We start from the raw sequence: 17,787 nt of genomic DNA, 5'->3' as shown, positions 1-17,787 counted from the left end.
TTTAATACTTTAGAATTTCGATGAGGTCAAGAATATCCTCTTTAGGAATTGCTCCCTTTTCTGATTTAGAGGCATCTATTAAATCTTTTGTGAATCTATCAATATCTCCTTTATAGTTAGGATTAATTTTTAGAGAGTATTTAAGGGTTTTTGATGCTTCTGAGTATGCCCCCAGTTTCTGATACACAAGAGCTAAATATAAATGAGCATCGAATAGAAGGACATTTCTTTTTATGGCTCTGTCAAGAGAATTTTTTGCATCTTCATATTTCCCAATCCTGTAGTAAGATAATCCTTGACCGAAATAAGCCTTGTCTTGAGTTACAAAAAAGGGATTGTTTAAAGCTTTGCTGAAAGCATTAATTGCTTCATTGTGCATGTTTAGTTTTTGGTAGCAAAGTCCCAGATTAAACCATGCATCAGCATAATTAGGGTCAATGGAGAGTGTTCGAAGGAATAAATCTCTTGCCATCTCATACTCTTGAAACTCCATATGCACAAGAGCTAAACCATGTAAAGCATCTTTGTTATTGGGGTCAATCTGTAAGGCTTTATGAAAAGAGGAATAGGCAAGTTGATAATTTTTCTCTATGTAGTAAGCAAAGCCAATTTCCTTGTGAAAATCTGATTCATTTGTTTGCCTAATCCTTTCATCGCTCATGCATCCTACAATGATTAAGGCAATTGACAATGTTATAAGTTTCAATAGGAAATTCATGATTTTATAGTATATCATTTTTATCTCTCCAATTTTGAGATTAGTTTTTTCTGGAAATCGATTAATTTCTCCAGCTCTTTGATGTCTATTTCAAATCCGTCAGTTTGAAACTTTAACTCTCCTATAAGACCATTTTTTTTAAAGTTACTTAAGAGATATACGAGTTTATTAACGAATATTTGTTCAGGCGTATCCTGAATGGTAAACCGAAACCCTCTTTTTGTCTGCTGAACTTTAGCAATATTTAATCTCGAAGATAAAATTCTAATTTGAGCTATATTAAAAAGATTTTCCACTTCCCTTGGTAGTTTACCAAATCTATCAAATACCTCTTCTTTAAGTTTTTCTAAACTATCAATGTCACGGCTCTGTGAAAGTTTTCTGTATATTCTTAATCGCATTGATGTCTCTTCTACATAATTTTGAGGTATAAAAGCAGGAATTTTTAACTGAACCTCCGGTAGTTTTACCTCTGAGATTAGTTCTCCTTTAATTTCTCTTACTGCTTCATTGAGCATCTCAATGTAAAGGTCAAAGCCAACTCTGTTTACACCGGATTGTTCAATGCCGAGAAGTTCGCCGGCACCTCTTATTTCTAAATCCTTAAGGGCAATGTGAAACCCTGCGCCGAGATAGCTCATCTCTTTTATTGCTTTTATCCTTTTTTTTGCATTTTCTGTGAGGGTATCCTCAGGAGGAACTATCATATAGGCAAAGGCCTGTTTATCTCCTCTGCCAACTCTTCCTCTTATTTGATAAAGGTCGCTTAGACCAAAAAGATGTGCTTGGTCTATTATAATGGTGTTTACATTCGGGATATCTATGCCAGAGGCAATAATGGATGTGCAGAGAAGTATATCAATCTTGCCATCGAGAAATTCTATCATGGTTTTATCAAGAATTTTCTCTTTAGTCCTTCCGTGTACCACGGCGATTTTTGCTTTAGGCACAAGTTCTTTAATTTTCGAGTATATCGACTCAATGTCATTTATCCTGTTGTGAAGGAAAAAAATCTGTCCACCTCTATTCATTTCTTTTTCAATTGCTTCTTTTATGACTTTATCGTTTTCTTGAATGATAAAGGTCTTTACAGCCAGTCTTTCTTTCGGAGGAGTTTGAATTACAAAAATATCCCACAATCCGCTTAATCCTATCTGAAGTGTTCTGGGTATTGGCGTGGCTGTTATAGTAATCAAGTCAACTTTGGGATATCTCTCTTTTATTTTCTCTTTTTGTATTACGCCAAATTTCTGTTCCTCGTCTATTATCATTAAGCCTATGTCTGCAAAATCAATATTTTTAAGAATTAACATATGTGTCCCAATTAAAATGTCAACTTTTCCATTCTTAGTATCTTCGATAACCCTCTCTATCTCTTTTTCCTTCCTAAATCTATTTAAGCATTCAATTCTTACAGGGAAAAGTTCGAACCTCTTTTTAAAATTCCGGTAATGTTGCTCGCTTAAAAGGGTAGTTGGCGTAAGAACAACTACTTGTTTTCCATCGTAGACTGCTCTGAAAGCAGCTCTCATAGCAACTTCCGTTTTTCCATAGCCCGCATCGCCACATAAAAGCACTTCTAAGGGCAGGGGCTGCCTCATTCTTTTAAGTATTTCTTCAATGGCTTTTTGTTGGTCTTCTGTTTCTTCGTAAGGAAAAAATTCATCGAAGTTTCTGTGTATTTCTGTATCTTCGCTGTAGGTGAAGCCTCTTTCCGTTTTTCTATGGGCATATATTTTAATAAGTCTATCTGCTATATCGTGTATTCTCTTTCTTTCTTTTTCCTTTGCCCTTTGCCATCTGTTAGTGCCTGGTTTGTCTAATGCCGGAGTAAATCCTTCTTTAGCTGAGTATCTGTAGATTTTATCAATCCCCCAGGTGGGAACATATACTATATCGCCATCCCTGTATTCAAGAACGAGGACATCTTCTTCCATTTCTTCATACTTCTGCCTTTTGATACCCCTGAATATTCCAATACCGTGGTCTTTATGGACGATATAGTCTCCTTCGTTTATCTCAAGTCCGTCAACAGGAAGTTTTTGAAGAGGGGGCTTTTTTCTTTTTATTGTTTTTTCACCGAAAATTTCATTTTCAGTAAGAATCATAATATTATCTCTGAATAGACCTTCTTGAAGCTCTGAAATAGTTAGTAGATACTTACCTGAATAATTGCCAACATCGCTTTTTCCTATGAGTGGGGCGATAATTCCATGATTAAAAAGGATTTCTTTTATAAATTCTGCCTTGCCGAGAGAATTTATGGAGAAAATTATTGGTACTCCCAGCTTTTTTAAATTTTTAGGGAAATCGGCAATAACTTTTCTCTCCTCTGGGAAAACTCCTAATCCAGAAAAAGGTCTATCTTCAGCATCGACTGCTCGGGATGAAAATTTAACTGGAAGATGGGAAATTTTAACAACCTTTGATTTTTTATAATCTAAATTCTTATTAACAGAAAATATAATTTCAAACTCAGACAATTCTGTTATTTCGCAATCTTTTTCTTTTTCAAGGAATGGAAATATCCACGCCTCCTCTACAGATTTAAAAGAACGTTGTGTATCAGGATAAAAAATCTTCAGTTCCTCTATCTCATCTCCAAAAAATTCAACTCTAACAGGATATTCTTCTGCTGTATTCCATATATCAAATACCCAACCATGATGTGAGAATTCTCCCTCTTGCGTTACTAACTCAACCTGTCTGTATCCTGCATCTAATAGAGATTTTTTGAGAACTTCTCTCTCTACGGTTAATCCCTTCTTTAGTTGAATGCTCAGGGGTTTAATATTTGAATTCACTTTCGAAGCTTCAAAGGTAGTGATTATCCGGTTCTTTTTGTTATGTAATATCTCAAAAACTGTTTTTATTCTTTCAGCACCTTCTGAAGGAAGAAATAGTATGTCTTCTGAGATATTGAAAAATTGCGAAAAAGTCTTTGTTGCAGTAAATAGCTTGTAGGCATTCTCCTCATTTTCCTCGAAAACAAGGAAACTCTCTTTCAAAAATATTAGTCCCAAAGCAAGAGCAGTTAAAGAAAGGTTGTAGATTTCCTCTGTCGTTTTTATAAGACTTATAATTTTAGAGCTTTCTGTTTTCAGGGCTTCTGATAGGTTTGATGTATATTCTAAAGAATTCATTTAAATTGCTTCTTTTCATATTTTATCACAGGAGAAATCTCTATTTTGGCTCTATCAATTTCTCTTAATTAAATCAACTTCTCTTCTCTACGTTGAGAAAATAACGAAATTTTGATATTCTTAAAAAGAGGGTATTAAATACAAGGAGGGCAAATAATATAGCCAGGCTTTACGGAAATACAAATGGATTAAAAAGAAGTGTAGTTCACCAATTAGAAAAGCTTTACCACAAAAGACAACCTGTAGATTCCATAATAACTACAGATTTAGCAAGAGTTCTATGCGTTTTATCAAATGAAATCAACAGGCAGATAGGACTTTTAATTGATAGAGCAGGTAATATTACTCATGTAATAGTTGGCACTGCTAAATCAGTTATGATTCCAGAACTTGACAATTTTCCAATTGGAAGACGTCCTTTAAGGGGGTTGAGATATGTCCATACTCATTTAAATCAAGAGCCTCCAGACAGAGAGGATATTACGGATTTAAGACTTTTAAGATTTGACATTCTTGCAGTTATAACTCAAGACAAAGGAATACCTCAAACCATTTATATTGCTCATCTTTTGCCTTTAGGAGTAGAAAGACAGTTTGAAATAATATCCTTTAATTTATCTAATTTTCGCTTTAATTTCAGAGAGTTTATAAATAACATTGAAACAGAAATGGACAGATTAAGGGCAATTGATACCTCTGACATCAGAGAAAGAGCCATTTTAATCAGTGTGTCAACAGACCCTAAGTATATCCTTGAAGAACATATGGAGGAATTAGAAGAGCTTGCTCTTTCAACAGATTTAGTAGTTATTGACAAAGTTGTTCAAAGGGTAAAAGAGATAAATCCCAAATATCTTCTCGGAGAGGGTAAGCTAAAAGAGTTGATAATAAGAGCTATGGATAGGGGAGCGACTCTTCTTGTATTTGACCAAAATTTAACACCTTCCCAGATAAGAGCAATTAGCGAGATGACTGAACTTAAGGTGATAGATAGAAGTCAACTTATTCTTGATATCTTTGCAAAAAGGGCACACTCAAGAGATGGAAAAGTTCAAGTCGAACTTGCTCAACTTAGATACATGCTTCCGAGATTAACAGGTAAAGGAACAGCCATGTCAAGACTTGCCGGCGGTATAGGAGGAAGAGGCCCCGGTGAGACAAAGCTTGAGGTTGACAGAAGAAGAATAAAGGAGAGGATTCATAATCTTGAAAATGAACTCAAAAAGCTTAATATGGCAAGACAGCAGAGAAAAAAGAGGAGAAGAGAGGTTGCTATTCCAATTGTCTCAATAATCGGATACACAAATGCAGGTAAATCAACTCTTTTAAACTCATTGACAAAAAGCGAGGTCTTTGTTGAAGATAAAATGTTTGCTACTCTCGATACTTCATCAAGAAGGCTGAAATTTCCCGAAGAAAAGGAACTGATAATTACAGATACCGTTGGATTTATTAGAGACCTTCCAGAGGATTTGGTAAATGCCTTTAAATCGACCTTAGAAGAATTAGAGGATGCATCCCTTCTGATTCATTTAGTAGATATATCAAATCCTTACTTTGAAAATCACATCGATTCTGTTAGGAACATTCTAAAAGAGTTAAACCTAAGTCAAAAACCTGTGATGTTGGTTTTCAATAAGATTGATAAAATAAGTCCCTCAGAGGCAGAACAGATATGCAGACGATATGATGCCATAGGAATTTCTGCAATTGATAAACAAACTCTTCTACCTTTAATAGAGCAGATAAAAAGTAAGCTATGGGAAGAGAAACTTATTTGTAACGCTCTACTGTAAATTTATATATTTCAACATCAGCATCGAAGGGGTCAATGCCTGCTTTAAGTTTGGTTATCTTCAGCTGTTCATCAATACTGTTAACCCCCTCAATATCTGGAAGTAGAAGACCCTTTTTCCATCCTTTAACAACAAGGATGCCGTATTTTTTAGGGTCAAGTTCATCGAGGCTTTTTATAGGCTCAGGCGGGGAAAGAACATCTACTGAAAATTCAAGCTCCGTAAGTTCACTTTCCTGGATGGGCGGAAATCTGGGGTCTTCTGTTGCTGCTGCTATCGCATTGCGAATTATCTCAGTATATATATTATCAGTGGCGGGTAAAAAAGTGCCTATACATCCTCTTAACTTACCTTTTTTCTTTATTGATACAAAAACACCGGCTTTTTTCTTCATGACCTCTGGAATTTCCTTTGAAGCAGGAGGAATCTTTCCCGTCTTAACAAAATCTTCAACTGTTTTTTTAGCTATTTCAACGTAAAGACTCATATCTAAAGTATAACAAAACATAAATAAAGAAAGTTAACTTTTTTCAACTTGACATACTGGCAACAATATAAGATAAAATTCAATGATTTCCATCTAAACAGCATGAAATACAGGAGGAACAGATGACGAAGGCGGACCTTGTAAATTTCATTTTTGAGAGAGTGGGGCTACCAAAAACAGAAATACAAAAGATAGTCGAGACTGTTTTTGACACAATGAAAGAAGCATTAATTGAAGAAGAGATAGTAAAAATATCAGGTTTTGGAGTTTTTACAGTAAGAATGAAAGGCAAAAGGCTTGGAAGAAATCCAAAAACAATGGAGGCAGTAGAGATAAAACCAAGAAAAGTTGTCACATTCAGACCCAGTGAACAGCTAAAAGAATTAATGAAAAAACAATAAATAAAATGGGAGAACCTCTCCAGAGAGAGTTACCTTATAAACTTTTTTATAAAATTGGAGAAACGAGCAGATTGGTTGGAGTAGAACCATATGTATTAAGATACTGGGAGACAGAATTCCCTTTCTTAAAGCCTAAGAAAACTAAAACAGGTCAGAGACTATATACAGAAAGGGACATAGAGGTGATTTTTTTAATAAAAAAAATGCTTTACGAGGAGAAATACACTATTGATGGAGTTAGAAAAAAACTCAGCAAGATATATGATAATCAGACATATAGTTGTGAAAGTTTAACTAAAGAGGATATACTAAAAAAAGTAAAACTTCGATTAAAAGAAATTCTTAAAATGCTTTCTTAAATCGGGGCGTAGCGCAGCCTGGTTAGCGCACTCGCTTGGGGTGCGAGTGGTCGGCCGTTCAAATCGGCTCGCCCCGATTTTTTTAATGAGACTGAAAGAAATTAGGGAGGTTTTTGAGAGGGAAATGCAAGAAACACCACTTTCAGAGCTAATTCAACAAAGAATTAAAAAACTTGAAGCATTAAGAAATATGGGAATAGAACCATACAATGGCTTATTCGAACCTTCTCATACTTCTGAAAGTATCTTTTATGAGTATGGCGAAAAGGAAAAGGATTTTTTCGAAAGCGAAAGCATAAATGTTTCTGTAGCAGGAAGAATAATCCTTTTCAGAGACTTTGGTAAAGCAGCCTTTGCTCATCTTCAGGACTCAAAAGGAAGAATTCAGATATATCTTAGAAAAGATATTTTAGGTGACAAATTTAACATAGCTAAAAATTTTGATATTGGAGATATAATAGGGGTTCAGGGAAAGCTTTTCAGAACAAAAACAAATGAATTAACTGTAGAAGTGCATAATTTTGAATTTTTGAGTAAATCCTTAAGGCCTCTACCAGAAAAATGGCATGGATTAAAGGATATCGAAGCAAGATACAGACAGCGTTATGTAGACTTAATTGTTAATCCTTCTGTGAAGGAGACATTTGTTAAAAGACAGCAGATTATCAGATACCTAAGAGAATTTCTTGATAATGAAGGTTTTCTTGAAGTTGAAACTCCAATGATGCACACCATAGCTGGAGGAGCAAGAGCAAAACCCTTTAAAACATATCACGAAGCACTCAATATGGAGTTATACTTACGAATTGCTCCAGAGCTTTATCTTAAGAGGCTTCTTGTAGGTGGTTTTGAAAGGGTTTATGAAATAGGTAAAAATTTCAGAAACGAAGGTATATCAACAAAACACAATCCAGAGTTTACAATGGTCGAGTTTTATGTTGCCTACAAAGATTACAATTGGCTAATGGATTTCACTGAAAAACTCTTAACTTACATAGTAAGAAATATTTGCGGCACTCTAAGTGTTAAATTCGGTGAATTTACTATTGATTTTACTCCTCCTTTCAAAAAGATTACCATGTATGAAGCATTAAAAGAAAAGGGTGTTCCAGAGGAGATATTTAAAAATGAGGATTTGGCAAGTAAATGGGCTAAAGATAAGGGAATTGATATCCCGAAAGGCAGTAGTCTTGCAAAGGTGCTTGATGAGATATTTAAAGAGATAGTAGAACCAGAATTGATACAACCTACTTTCATAATAGATTATCCCGTAGAACTATCTCCTCTTGCTAAAAGAAAGAGAGACAATCAGGAATTAGTAGAAAGGTTTGAGTTGTTCATAGCAGGCAGAGAGATTGCAAATGCTTTCTCAGAGTTGAATGACCCTTTAGACCAAAAGGAGAGATTTTTACGCCAGCTTGAGGAAAGACTTCGGGGAGATGAAGAAGCTCCAGAAATGGATGAAGACTTTGTAAGAGCTTTAGAAGTTGGAATGCCTCCTGCAGCTGGAGAAGGCATAGGAATAGACAGATTGGTAATGCTTCTAACAGACAATCAATCAATAAGAGATGTAATTTTATTTCCCCTCCTCAGACCTGAGCAAAAATGAACTTCCCCCTTTTTGTTGCCCTCAGGTATTTAAAAAGCAGAAAAAGAGGAACTTCTCTTGGCACATTGGTGTCAATAAGTGGAGTTTCCCTCGGTGTAATGGCTCTTATTGTAGTTTTGTCTGTAATAAGTGGCTTTCATGAGGATTTACAGAAGAAGATTTTAGGAACCCAAGCCCATGCAGTAGTGTTAAATTATTCGGGTAGCATAAAAAATTACGAAAGTTTAATGTCCTTTTTATCAAAAAAGAGAGATATCCAATCTCTTTCACCCTTTGTTATGGGACAGGTTCTCGTATCCTCTGGTAAAAGGTCTCATGGAGTTTATTTAAGAGGAATTATTCCCGAGTATGACAAGAAAACTACTGAAGTTTATAAACACATAAAGTATAAGTATGAAAACTATACAGACCTGCCTTGGATTGTTATCGGTAAGGAGCTTGCTAATATGCTCGGAGTTTTGCCGGGAGATACGATAACGGTTATTTCTCCAATGGGAACAATCGGTCCTTTGGGAGTCATACCAAAGGTTAAAAAGTTTATCGTCACAGGCATTTTTGAGATTGGTATGTTCGAATACGATGCAAATCTTGCCATAGCAGAATTAAAAACCACCCAAGATTTCTTCGAATACGGTAACGCTGTAACAGGTATTCAGCTTAAGTTAAATGATATTTACAAGGCTAATCTTGTAAGTCAAGCTCTCACAAGGGAGCTTGGTGATGGTTATTATGTCAAAGACTGGATGCAGATGAACAGAAACCTATTTTCAGCCCTTAAACTTGAAAAATTTGCCATGTTTGTGATTCTTACTCTTATTGTTCTCGTTGCATCTTTTAATATAATAAGTATGCTCATGGTAAATGTAACTGAAAAACAGAGAGACATTGCCATATTGAAATCAATGGGAGCAACAGACCGTTTGATAAAACTCGTATTTCTATATCAGGGCTTTCTTATAGGTGTTGTTGGTACTCTCATAGGACTTTTAGGAGGACTTCTTCTTTGTGAGATAATTAAAACTTATGAGATAGTAAAGCTACCTGCGGATGTTTACTATCTCAGTAAGCTACCTGTTAAAGTAAAGGTTTTAGATATTCTGGTAATCTCAGCTTCCGCATTAATAATAAGCCTTATTTCAACGGTTTATCCTGCCCATAGGGCTTCAAAGATAAATCCAGTAGAGATTTTGAGGTATGAATAATGTTTAAGTTTATTAGAAACATAGGATGCCTCAGCATAATTTTATTAATCATTTTTCTTATTGTTTCTCTCATATTCGGAGGAGAAAAAATAAGAGACATAGGAGACAAAACAACGGGTATAACGAAAAAAGCTTTTCATTATCTCGCCGATAAAGCTGACAGAATTCATAAGGCAGTAATGGAGAAATTTGATGAACTAAGTAAACCATTCAGGGGTCATGAAAAAAGAGATACTAACGGTAAAAAACCTTAGAAAGAGTTACTCTACTAAAGCGGGCACTTTAGAGGTTCTCAAAGGTATTGATTTCAGTGCGTATGAGGGAGAGATACTTGCAGTAACAGGAGCATCAGGAGCAGGTAAAAGCACTTTTCTACACATAATTGGCACTCTTGAAAAACCAACCTCAGGAGATGTTATCTACGGGTTTGAAGGCTCTATTAATCCTTTTGTTTTATCAGACAATGAAATATCAAATTTTCGCAATAAGCATATTGGCTTTGTATTTCAGTTTCATTATCTTTTACCTGAATTTAATGTTCTTGAGAATGTCATTATGCCGGAGTTAATTGCAAATAGAGGCTCAATTAAAAGAAAAAATAGAGATAAACTCTATGAGAAAGCTCAGGAGATACTCAAAAAACTCGGAGTTCATGAAAGAGCATTTCATCGGCCGGGAGAACTTTCTGGAGGAGAACAGCAAAGGGTGGCTGTTGCAAGAGCCCTATTTAAAAATCCTTCCATTGTTCTTGCCGATGAACCAACGGGAAATCTTGACTCTCGGGCTGCCCAAGAATTATTTGAGCTATTTCAGAGAATAAACGAGGAAGACAAAACTACCTTTATAATCGTGACACACAATGAAATGCTTGCAAAAAAATGTGCTCAAAGATTCACAATGGTTGACGGAGTTTTGTTTGAAGGAGAGGGAGGCTTTTAAAATTTTTATCTTTCCCTCAGTTGATAAATGAAAACAGTTTAGATTAATATAATTGTTAAAAAAATTAAGGAGGACAGTGATTAGATTACTAAAAGAAGGTAACATTACTGAATTAGATAAGAGAGAATTAATAGATTTAATCAAAGAAAGTCAAGCTATAGCTATAAAAGTCAATGGAGTATTAAAAGACCTTTCAGCATTAGATAGCATTAATCCCCATGATACTCTTGAAATAGTCTCCCAAAACAGTCCAGAGGGTCTTGAGATATTGAGACATTCAACAGCCCATGTTATGGCTCATGCTGTAAAAGAGCTCTTTCCTGATGTTAAGGTCACTATTGGGCCTGCTATAGAAGACGGATTTTATTATGATTTTGACAGAGAAAGCTCTTTTACCGAAGAAGAATTAAGAAAAATCGAGAAAAAAATGCAGGAGATAATCAAGGCAAGAAAACCTTTCATAAGAAGAGAGATTTCTAAAGAGGAAGCTATAAAATTATTTGAAAATCTTGGTGAGGACTACAAAATTGAGATAATTAACGAAATTGAAGATGATAAAGTATCAATTTATGAGGAAGGCGGATTTGTTGACCTTTGCAGAGGTCCTCACATACCTCATACAGGTATGATAAAGGCTTTCAAAATACTCAATGTTGCCGGTGCATACTGGAGAGGCGATGAAAAAAACAAAATGCTCCAGAGAATATACGGAACAGCATTTCCCTCAAAGGAAGAGTTAGAGGCATATTTAAGATTTCTTGAAGAGATAAAGAAAAGAGACCACAGAAGGCTTGGAAAGCAACTAAGACTTTTTGATATAAGCGATGAGATAGGCGCAGGCTTGATAATCTGGCTTCCTAACGGGGCGGTTGTAAGAAAAGTTATCGAAGATTTTTGGAAGGATGAACATCTCAAGGCAGGTTATCAACTTCTTTATACTCCTCACATAGCAAAGCTTGAACTTTGGAACAAAAGCGGGCATCTGGATTTTTACAGAGAAAATATGTTTGCTCCCATGTCTGTAGATGAAGTAGCCTATCAACTAAAGCCTATGAATTGCCCCTTTCATATTCAGGTTTATAAATCAGAGTTACGTAGTTATAGGGATTTGCCTTTAAGATTTGCTGAACTCGGAACAGTTTACCGATATGAAAGGTCAGGAGTTCTACACGGGCTTCTCAGAGTAAGGGGCTTTACTCAGGATGATGCACACATATTCTGCACTGAAGAAAATCTCGAAGAGGAAATTCAGAAAGTGCTTGATTTTACTATATTTATTCTTTCAACTTTTGGATTTGATAATTATGAAATTTACATATCAACCCGTCCTGAAAAATATGTTGGAACACTTAAAAATTGGGATAGAGCTACAAATGCCTTAGAGCAGGCTCTTAAAGAGAGAAATCTTCCTTATCAGATAGACCCTGGCGAAGGAGTTTTTTATGGTCCCAAGATTGATATAAAAATAAAGGATGTCCTCAATAGAGCCTGGCAGTGTAGCACAATTCAAGTTGATTTTAACATTCCCGAAAGATTTGATATTACTTACAGAGGAAAGGACGGATATGAACACAGGCCAATAATGATTCACAGAGCACTCATGGGGTCTCTTGAACGTTTCATGGGAGTCCTCATAGAACATTATGCTGGAGCTTTCCCTACTTGGCTTTCTCCTGTGCAAGCTGTGATAATGACAATCTCAGAGAAACATATAAATTATGCGGAGAATATCTACAAAAAACTAAGAGATGAAGGACTAAGAGTAAAACTTGACAGAGAAAATGAAAAGATTGGCTATAAAATAAGACAAGCCACTTTAGATAAAATTCCATATATGTTAATAATCGGAGATAAAGAGGCAGAAGGAGGAAGAATTACGGTGCGTCTAAGAAGTGGTGAAAACTTGGAACTCATTGAATTAGAAAAGTTTATTGAACTTGTGAAAAAAGAGATAAAGGAGAGAAAAAATATTAAGGAGGTGCCGAAATAGCGACAAAGGACATAAGAATTAATGAGGCCATTAAGGCAAAAGAAGTAAGATTAGTAGATGAAAACGGGAAACAACTTGGAGTAGTTAGTATTAAAGAAGCTATAAGCATAGCAAAAGACAGAGGATATGACCTTGTAGAGGTAGCTCCTAATGCAAATCCGCCAGTATGCCGAATAATGGATTACGGAAAATATAAATATCAATTAGAAAAAAAGAGTTCCTCAAAAAGAACTTCCACCGTTAAGGAAATCAAAATAAGACCTCAGATTTCAGACCATGACCTTCAACTCAAAGTCAAGCATATAAAGAGATTTATAGAAGATGGCGATAAAACGAGAGTTACACTCTTTTTCAGGGGCAGAGAGATAGTGCACCCCGAGTTGGGCATGAAAGTGTTTGACAAGATTAAAGCGCTACTTGTAGGCTTTCCACATAAAATAGAGCAAGAGCCTCGACTCGAAGGGAATAACATGAGCATGTTAATTTCTCCCGGTAAAGATTGATAAATTTATAAAGAATTTATTAAAATAATCGTCTATACTTCTTAAGGAGGAGATTGAGTATGCCTAAGATTAAAACGCACAGAGGAGCTGCTAAAAGATTTAAAGTAACAGGAACAGGAAAAATTTTACGCAGAAGGGCTAATAAAAGCCATCTTCTCACAGGAAAACCATCTAAAAGAACAAGAAATCTTAGACATTCTGCAATAGTTGATGAGACAATGTATAGGTCAATCAAATCTCTAATCCCCTATAAATTTTAATAAGGAGGTAAAAATTGGGAGCATACACTACCTATAGGCCACATAAACTTAAGAAAAAAAGAACTCACGGTTTCCTCAAAAGAATGAGCACTCCAGGGGGAAGAAGAGTTATCAGAAGAAGAAGAGCAAAAGGGAGATGGAGATTAACTCCTTAGTGTCAAATTTCTTAATATTTATCATAAAAGTTTACAGGAGATTTATATCTCCCCTTATGCCTCCAGCATGTAGATTTTATCCTACCTGTTCAGTGTATGCTGAAGAGGCAATAAAAAAATATGGCATTAAAGGTATTTATTTGGCCATAAAAAGAATACTGAAATGTCATCCTTTTCATCCAGGAGGATATGACCCTTTAAGGTGAGGATATGGAAAACAGTGGTTTAAGAGCACTTTTAGCTGTAATTTTAAGTATGGTTATTCTTTTTGGAAGTCAGTATCTGTATACCAAATACTATCAGCCTAAGGATTCGTCTCCTCAGTCTGTTCAGCCAACAAAAAAGGAGGAAAAATCTGCGGGCTCTCAAACTGTTTCAGTTCCCTCCACCCTTAAAGAAGAGCCTAAAGAGATTAGAAAGGACACAAAATACAGAGAAATAGAGATAGAAAATGATGTATTCAAGGTTACCCTTTCTAATGAGGGAGCGGTGATAAAAAAGATTGAATTAAAGAGATATAAAGACAAAAAGGGTGCTCCAATTGTATTGAAAGCCGATGATATTTCTCCTCTTTCAATTTTGAAAGACGGCAAATTAGATTATGCAAAAGTGATTTTTAACATTGAAGGAACAAAATTATCATTTAAAGATTCTGAAAGAGCCTTTGTAAATTTTCATTTCAGCGATGGAGAGATATATATAAAGAGAAGCTTTATCTTTAACAAGGAAGACTATTCAATAGAGATAAAAGAAGAAGTAAAAGGCCTCAATAACTATTTCGTAACCATTGGAAAGGACTTCGGCATTGTAGAAAAAGAAGACGCTCCTCACTGGGGTCCTGTTATACTGAAGGATGCAGACAGAATTGAACTCACGCCAAATAAAGTTAGAGATATTATAACTTACAATGAAGGTGTCAAATGGGTTGCATTGGAAGATAAATACTTTTTCTCAGCTATCGTGCCATTAAGCAAGGCAAATCAGTTTGTAGTTTCTCCATACAGCTCAGATGTTTTAGTTTCCATTGGTTTTAAAGATGGACAGAATACCTATAAGTTATTTGCAGGACCCAAGGAGTATGATTATTTAAAAAATTTTAATCTTGGTCTTGAACATATTGTAGATTTCGGATTTTTCTCTATTATTGCCCGTCCTCTTTTCTGGTTTCTAAAACTTCTTTATAGTCTTACTCATAACTATGGAGTTGCCATTATCATTCTTACAATACTCGTGAGAATTCCTTTTATTCCTATTGTTAACCGAGGACAGAAATCTATGCAGAAACTTAGCGAACTTCAACCAAAACTCATGCAGCTAAAAGAGCAGTATAAAAATGACCCTCAGCGTCTTCAGAAGGAGATGATGGAGCTTTACAGAAAATATAAAGTCAATCCAATGGGTGGCTGCCTTCCCATACTTCTTCAAATTCCCGTATTTTTTGCTCTCTATAAAATTCTCACAATAGCCATAGAGTTAAGGCAGGCACCTTTTATATTCTGGATTACTGACCTTTCCACTAAAGACCCCTATTACGTTCTTCCTATATTAATGGGTCTTACTATGTTAATACAGCAGAAGATGACACCATCTACGATGGACCCAACTCAACAGAAAATTATGCTTCTTATGCCAGTAGTTTTCACTTTTCTTTTCCTAACATTTCCCTCAGGATTGGTTCTTTACTGGCTTGTTAATAATATATTTGGAATAGCTCAGCAGTTTTACATTAATCAGAAAATTAAAAAGCGTGCGTGATTTTTTCAGAATTTGACACTATTGCTGCTATTAGCACTCCCATAGGCGAGGGCGGCATAGGAATAGTCAGAATAAGTGGCCCCGAGGCAGTAGCTATATCTTCGAGGATATTTTTTTCCTCTAAAGGTGTTAATCTCTCAACTGTAAAGTCCCATACAATACACTATGGCTATATTATTGACCCCGAGTCAGGTGAAAAAATTGACGAAGTTTTAGTCTCCGTAATGCGTGCTCCTAAAACATACACAAGAGAGGATGTAGTCGAGATAAACTGTCACGGCGGTTTCATAATTTTAAACAAGATTTTAAATCTGTTAATCAGGCAAGGTGCGAGAGTAGCTGAACCTGGTGAGTTTACAAAAAGGGCATTCTTAAGGGGAAGAATTGACCTCAGTCAGGCAGAATCGGTGATTGATTTAATAAGGGCTAAAACTGATGATGCCCGTAAAATCGCTTTGGAACATCTTGATGGCAAGCTGTCTATTAAGATTAATGAATTAAGAGATATTTTAACGAGAGTTTGTGCCCATGTAGAGGCTTATATTGATTTTCCCGAAGAGGAAATAGACGGTTTAACAGAAGCAGAAATAAAAAAGGAAATAATTAAAGTCCGAGATGAAATCGATAAATTAATTGAAGGATATGAAGAAGGCAAAATTTACAGGGAAGGACTGAGAGTTGCCATTGTAGGCAAGCCCAATGTGGGGAAGTCATCTCTTCTAAATGCACTCTTAATGAAGGAAAGAGCAATAGTAACGGAAATCCCGGGCACAACGAGGGATATAATTGAGGAATACATAAACATAAAAGGGTTGCCTGTTAAAATAATTGATACGGCAGGCATAAGAAAGTCCCATGACCTTGTTGAAAACGAGGGCATTAGAAGAACTCTGAAAGCCTTAGAAGAAGCAGAGTTAGTTCTGCTAATGCTTGACATGAGTGAAAAGATAAATTCTTTGGATATGGAAATAATCGATAGAGCAAAGGATAAAAAGACTATAGTTGTTTTAAACAAAAGTGACATTAAAAGGGATAATTTCCATATACCACAACAGTTAAAAAACAAACCTACTGTAGAAATTGCAGCCTTGAAAGGTGAGGGTATAGAAAAGTTGAAAGAGACGATTTTTAATTTATCAGTTCTTGGTAGGTACTCGCAGGAAGGTTTAATAGTTACCAAACTACGCCATAAGATTGCTCTTGAAAGTGCCAAGTCATCAATGAATAATGCTCTTGATAGTTTTGGAAAAAATGAGCCCCTTGAGATTACAGCCATGTTTCTCAGAGAGGGGCTCAGTTTTTTAGGTCAGATTGTAGGCGTAATAACCACTGAAGATATTTTAAATCTCATTTTCAGTGAATTTTGCATAGGGAAATAGCTAATTACCCTGTTTAGGTAACTCATCTTTTTTATTTCCCATTAGTCCCTGACTTAAAATATCCTGCAAAGCCTTTTCATTAACCTCTACTTTATATTTCTTTTTTAACTCTTCAATATAGCTGTTAAACCATTCTTGCTGTTTTTTTGCTTTTAACTGTTCTGTCAGTTGCTGCTTTATCTGTTCAAATTCAATTGGAGTTCCCTTAACATCGGTAATTTTAAATATGTAAAGACCGTCTTTTCTGTTAAGAGGCATACTTACCTGTCCTTTTTTGAGATTGAAAGCCAAATTTTCTATCTGAGGGTCAAGCTGTCCTTTCTTAAAAAATCCTATATCTCCACCATTTGCTTTTGTTCTTTCGTCTCGTGATAATTCTTTTGCAATTTTTCCAAAATCTTCACCTTTATCTATCTTTTCATAAACCTTTTTGGCTTCTTCTTCATTCTTTACAACTATCTGGCTTAATCTCACTTCTGAAGGTTTTATAAACTGGTCTTTGTTCTTTTCGTAGTAGTCTTTTGCATCTTTTTCAGTTACAGGTTGTAAGTTTTTTAACTCCTGTTCAAGTAACATGTTAATAAGAGTTAATTTTTTAAACTCTTCCAGTCTCCTTTTAAATTCCTCAGACTTTGCTAAGTCCTTTTTCTTTGCTTCCTCATAAAGAACTTCCCTCTTAATCAATTCGTCTTTTAAACGGTTAATCCCATCAGGAGAAGCAAGAAAAAGTTTGGTTTGAGGAGGTAGATTTTTTATATCCTCCTGCAACTCTTTTTTTGTAAGTTTTGACGAGCCTGCCTTTAAAATTACCTCATCCTTACTTTGACTACAGCTAAAAACAAGAAATGCGGCGAAGATAATGGCAAAAAGACTTAAAAATCTCATTATATAACTCCTTTCATTAGAAAAATTTTCTATAATTTAACATTATACAATTCACTTAAGCAAATGGATTTTAACTTTATCCTCTCTAAGAATTGGAAGGATTTGAAAAGCAATAAATCGGACTGTTAAATTACACATTGATATGAGCAAGAACTAACAAGATTTAATTTGATTATTATCAAAAAGTTATAATCTTGAGATTAGAC

Annotated in this window: 18 protein-coding genes and 1 tRNA gene; 15 read left to right on the top strand and 4 right to left on the bottom strand. The window is 35.4% G+C overall.

Translation table 11 applies throughout. From position 1 onward, the window contains the following. Position 1 precedes the first annotated feature (1 nt). Both ACZ430_RS01970 and mfd read right to left on the bottom strand, forming a co-directional pair. Entirely contained in the window at positions 2 to 736 is a 735-nt protein-coding gene (locus tag ACZ430_RS01970) for a tetratricopeptide repeat protein (RefSeq protein WP_297214301.1), read from the bottom strand. A gap of 2 nt (positions 737 to 738) precedes the next feature. After that, positions 739 to 3,861 (bottom strand): transcription-repair coupling factor, encoded by a 3,123-nt coding sequence (mfd, locus tag ACZ430_RS01965; RefSeq protein ID WP_297214298.1) that lies wholly within the window; start codon positions 3,859 to 3,861, stop codon positions 739 to 741. 377 nt (positions 3,862 to 4,238) lie between these two features. On the opposite strand from mfd, the gene hflX reads away from it, so the two are divergent. After that, positions 4,239 to 5,657 carry a GTPase HflX gene (gene hflX / locus ACZ430_RS01960; RefSeq protein ID WP_297214295.1) on the top strand — a complete coding sequence of 473 codons (1,419 nt, stop codon included), beginning with the start codon at positions 4,239 to 4,241 and terminating at the stop codon, positions 5,655 to 5,657. On the opposite strand, the gene amrA is transcribed toward hflX, so the two are convergent. Next, entirely contained in the window at positions 5,635 to 6,144 is a 510-nt protein-coding gene (amrA, locus tag ACZ430_RS01955; protein WP_297214290.1) for an AmmeMemoRadiSam system protein A, read from the bottom strand. The genes hflX and amrA overlap by 23 nt on opposite strands. 122 nt (positions 6,145 to 6,266) lie before the next feature. Between amrA and ACZ430_RS01950 the strand changes: the two genes are divergently transcribed. The 14 genes from ACZ430_RS01950 (at position 6,267) to mnmE (ending at position 16,696) form a co-directional block, all read left to right on the top strand. Beyond that, positions 6,267 to 6,545: an integration host factor subunit alpha gene (locus ACZ430_RS01950; RefSeq protein WP_297214288.1), complete on the top strand. Its 279-nt coding sequence runs from the start codon at positions 6,267 to 6,269 to the stop codon at positions 6,543 to 6,545. 5 nt (positions 6,546 to 6,550) lie between these two features. Beyond that, entirely contained in the window at positions 6,551 to 6,904 is a 354-nt protein-coding gene (locus ACZ430_RS01945) for a MerR family transcriptional regulator (protein ID WP_297214285.1), read from the top strand. 2 nt (positions 6,905 to 6,906) lie between these two features. Further along, positions 6,907 to 6,981, top strand: a tRNA-Pro gene (locus ACZ430_RS01940). A gap of 47 nt (positions 6,982 to 7,028) precedes the next feature. Further along, on the top strand, positions 7,029 to 8,513 hold the full coding sequence (lysS, locus tag ACZ430_RS01935; RefSeq protein WP_297214282.1) for a lysine--tRNA ligase: 1,485 nt from the start codon (positions 7,029 to 7,031) through the stop codon (positions 8,511 to 8,513). Continuing rightward, the gene (locus tag ACZ430_RS01930; RefSeq protein WP_297214279.1) at positions 8,510 to 9,715 is read left to right on the top strand and encodes a lipoprotein-releasing ABC transporter permease subunit; all 1,206 of its coding nucleotides are present in this window, start codon (positions 8,510 to 8,512) and stop codon (positions 9,713 to 9,715) included. Before lysS ends, ACZ430_RS01930 begins: the two co-directional genes overlap by 4 nt. Next, positions 9,715 to 9,969: a hypothetical protein gene (locus ACZ430_RS01925; protein WP_297214277.1), complete on the top strand. Its 255-nt coding sequence runs from the start codon at positions 9,715 to 9,717 to the stop codon at positions 9,967 to 9,969. The genes ACZ430_RS01930 and ACZ430_RS01925 overlap by 1 nt, the downstream gene beginning before the upstream one ends. Then, entirely contained in the window at positions 9,935 to 10,654 is a 720-nt protein-coding gene (locus tag ACZ430_RS01920) for an ABC transporter ATP-binding protein (protein ID WP_297214274.1), read from the top strand. The genes ACZ430_RS01925 and ACZ430_RS01920 overlap by 35 nt, the downstream gene beginning before the upstream one ends. Before the next feature lie 76 nt (positions 10,655 to 10,730). Next, the gene (thrS, locus tag ACZ430_RS01915) at positions 10,731 to 12,644 is read left to right on the top strand and encodes a threonine--tRNA ligase (RefSeq protein ID WP_297214271.1); all 1,914 of its coding nucleotides are present in this window, start codon (positions 10,731 to 10,733) and stop codon (positions 12,642 to 12,644) included. Next, positions 12,641 to 13,147, top strand: coding sequence for a translation initiation factor IF-3 (gene infC, locus ACZ430_RS01910; RefSeq protein ID WP_366934827.1), 507 nt, complete (start codon positions 12,641 to 12,643; stop codon positions 13,145 to 13,147). Before thrS ends, infC begins: the two co-directional genes overlap by 4 nt. Positions 13,148 to 13,206: 59 nt before the next feature. Next, on the top strand, positions 13,207 to 13,407 hold the full coding sequence (rpmI, locus tag ACZ430_RS01905) for a 50S ribosomal protein L35 (RefSeq protein ID WP_297214269.1): 201 nt from the start codon (positions 13,207 to 13,209) through the stop codon (positions 13,405 to 13,407). Between the two features lie 14 nt (positions 13,408 to 13,421). Then, the gene (gene rpmH, locus ACZ430_RS01900) at positions 13,422 to 13,562 is read left to right on the top strand and encodes a 50S ribosomal protein L34 (protein WP_297214266.1); all 141 of its coding nucleotides are present in this window, start codon (positions 13,422 to 13,424) and stop codon (positions 13,560 to 13,562) included. Further along, positions 13,544 to 13,768 carry a membrane protein insertion efficiency factor YidD gene (gene yidD, locus ACZ430_RS01895; RefSeq protein ID WP_297214263.1) on the top strand — a complete coding sequence of 75 codons (225 nt, stop codon included), beginning with the start codon at positions 13,544 to 13,546 and terminating at the stop codon, positions 13,766 to 13,768. The genes rpmH and yidD overlap by 19 nt, the downstream gene beginning before the upstream one ends. Before the next feature lie 4 nt (positions 13,769 to 13,772). Then, positions 13,773 to 15,317, top strand: coding sequence for a membrane protein insertase YidC (gene yidC / locus ACZ430_RS01890; RefSeq protein ID WP_297214260.1), 1,545 nt, complete (start codon positions 13,773 to 13,775; stop codon positions 15,315 to 15,317). Then, positions 15,314 to 16,696: a tRNA uridine-5-carboxymethylaminomethyl(34) synthesis GTPase MnmE gene (gene mnmE / locus ACZ430_RS01885; RefSeq protein WP_464910638.1), complete on the top strand. Its 1,383-nt coding sequence runs from the start codon at positions 15,314 to 15,316 to the stop codon at positions 16,694 to 16,696. Before yidC ends, mnmE begins: the two co-directional genes overlap by 4 nt. Here the strand turns inward: mnmE and ACZ430_RS01880 are convergent, their stop codons facing one another. Next, on the bottom strand, positions 16,697 to 17,581 hold the full coding sequence (locus ACZ430_RS01880; RefSeq protein WP_297214253.1) for a peptidylprolyl isomerase: 885 nt from the start codon (positions 17,579 to 17,581) through the stop codon (positions 16,697 to 16,699). Between the last annotated feature and the right edge of the window lie 206 nt (positions 17,582 to 17,787).

Source organism: Thermodesulfovibrio sp. TK500a, assembly GCF_055381765.1.
Note: the sequence above shows the minus strand (reverse complement) of the source record. Positions and strands in the feature narration are given on the sequence as shown.

Bases quoted from the DNA above. Each gene is read 5' to 3' on its own strand.
- ACZ430_RS01950 (WP_297214288.1), top strand. From the start codon at position 6,267: ATGACGAAGGCGGACCTTGTAAATTTCATTTTTGAGAGAGTGGGGCTA.
- amrA (WP_297214290.1), bottom strand. From the start codon at position 6,144: ATGAGTCTTTACGTTGAAATAGCTAAAAAAACAGTTGAAGATTTTGTT.
- rpmI (WP_297214269.1), top strand. From the start codon at position 13,207: ATGCCTAAGATTAAAACGCACAGAGGAGCTGCTAAAAGATTTAAAGTA.
- hflX (WP_297214295.1), top strand. From the start codon at position 4,239: ATGATTCCAGAACTTGACAATTTTCCAATTGGAAGACGTCCTTTAAGG.
- ACZ430_RS01945 (WP_297214285.1), top strand. From the start codon at position 6,551: ATGGGAGAACCTCTCCAGAGAGAGTTACCTTATAAACTTTTTTATAAA.
- ACZ430_RS01920 (WP_297214274.1), top strand. From the start codon at position 9,935: ATGAAAAAAGAGATACTAACGGTAAAAAACCTTAGAAAGAGTTACTCT.
- ACZ430_RS01930 (WP_297214279.1), top strand. From the start codon at position 8,510: ATGAACTTCCCCCTTTTTGTTGCCCTCAGGTATTTAAAAAGCAGAAAA.
- ACZ430_RS01880 (WP_297214253.1), bottom strand. From the start codon at position 17,581: ATGAGATTTTTAAGTCTTTTTGCCATTATCTTCGCCGCATTTCTTGTT.
- ACZ430_RS01970 (WP_297214301.1), bottom strand. From the start codon at position 736: ATGATATACTATAAAATCATGAATTTCCTATTGAAACTTATAACATTG.
- yidC (WP_297214260.1), top strand. From the start codon at position 13,773: ATGGAAAACAGTGGTTTAAGAGCACTTTTAGCTGTAATTTTAAGTATG.
- yidD (WP_297214263.1), top strand. From the start codon at position 13,544: ATGGAGATTAACTCCTTAGTGTCAAATTTCTTAATATTTATCATAAAA.
- ACZ430_RS01925 (WP_297214277.1), top strand. From the start codon at position 9,715: ATGTTTAAGTTTATTAGAAACATAGGATGCCTCAGCATAATTTTATTA.
- mfd (WP_297214298.1), bottom strand. From the start codon at position 3,861: ATGAATTCTTTAGAATATACATCAAACCTATCAGAAGCCCTGAAAACA.
- lysS (WP_297214282.1), top strand. From the start codon at position 7,029: ATGCAAGAAACACCACTTTCAGAGCTAATTCAACAAAGAATTAAAAAA.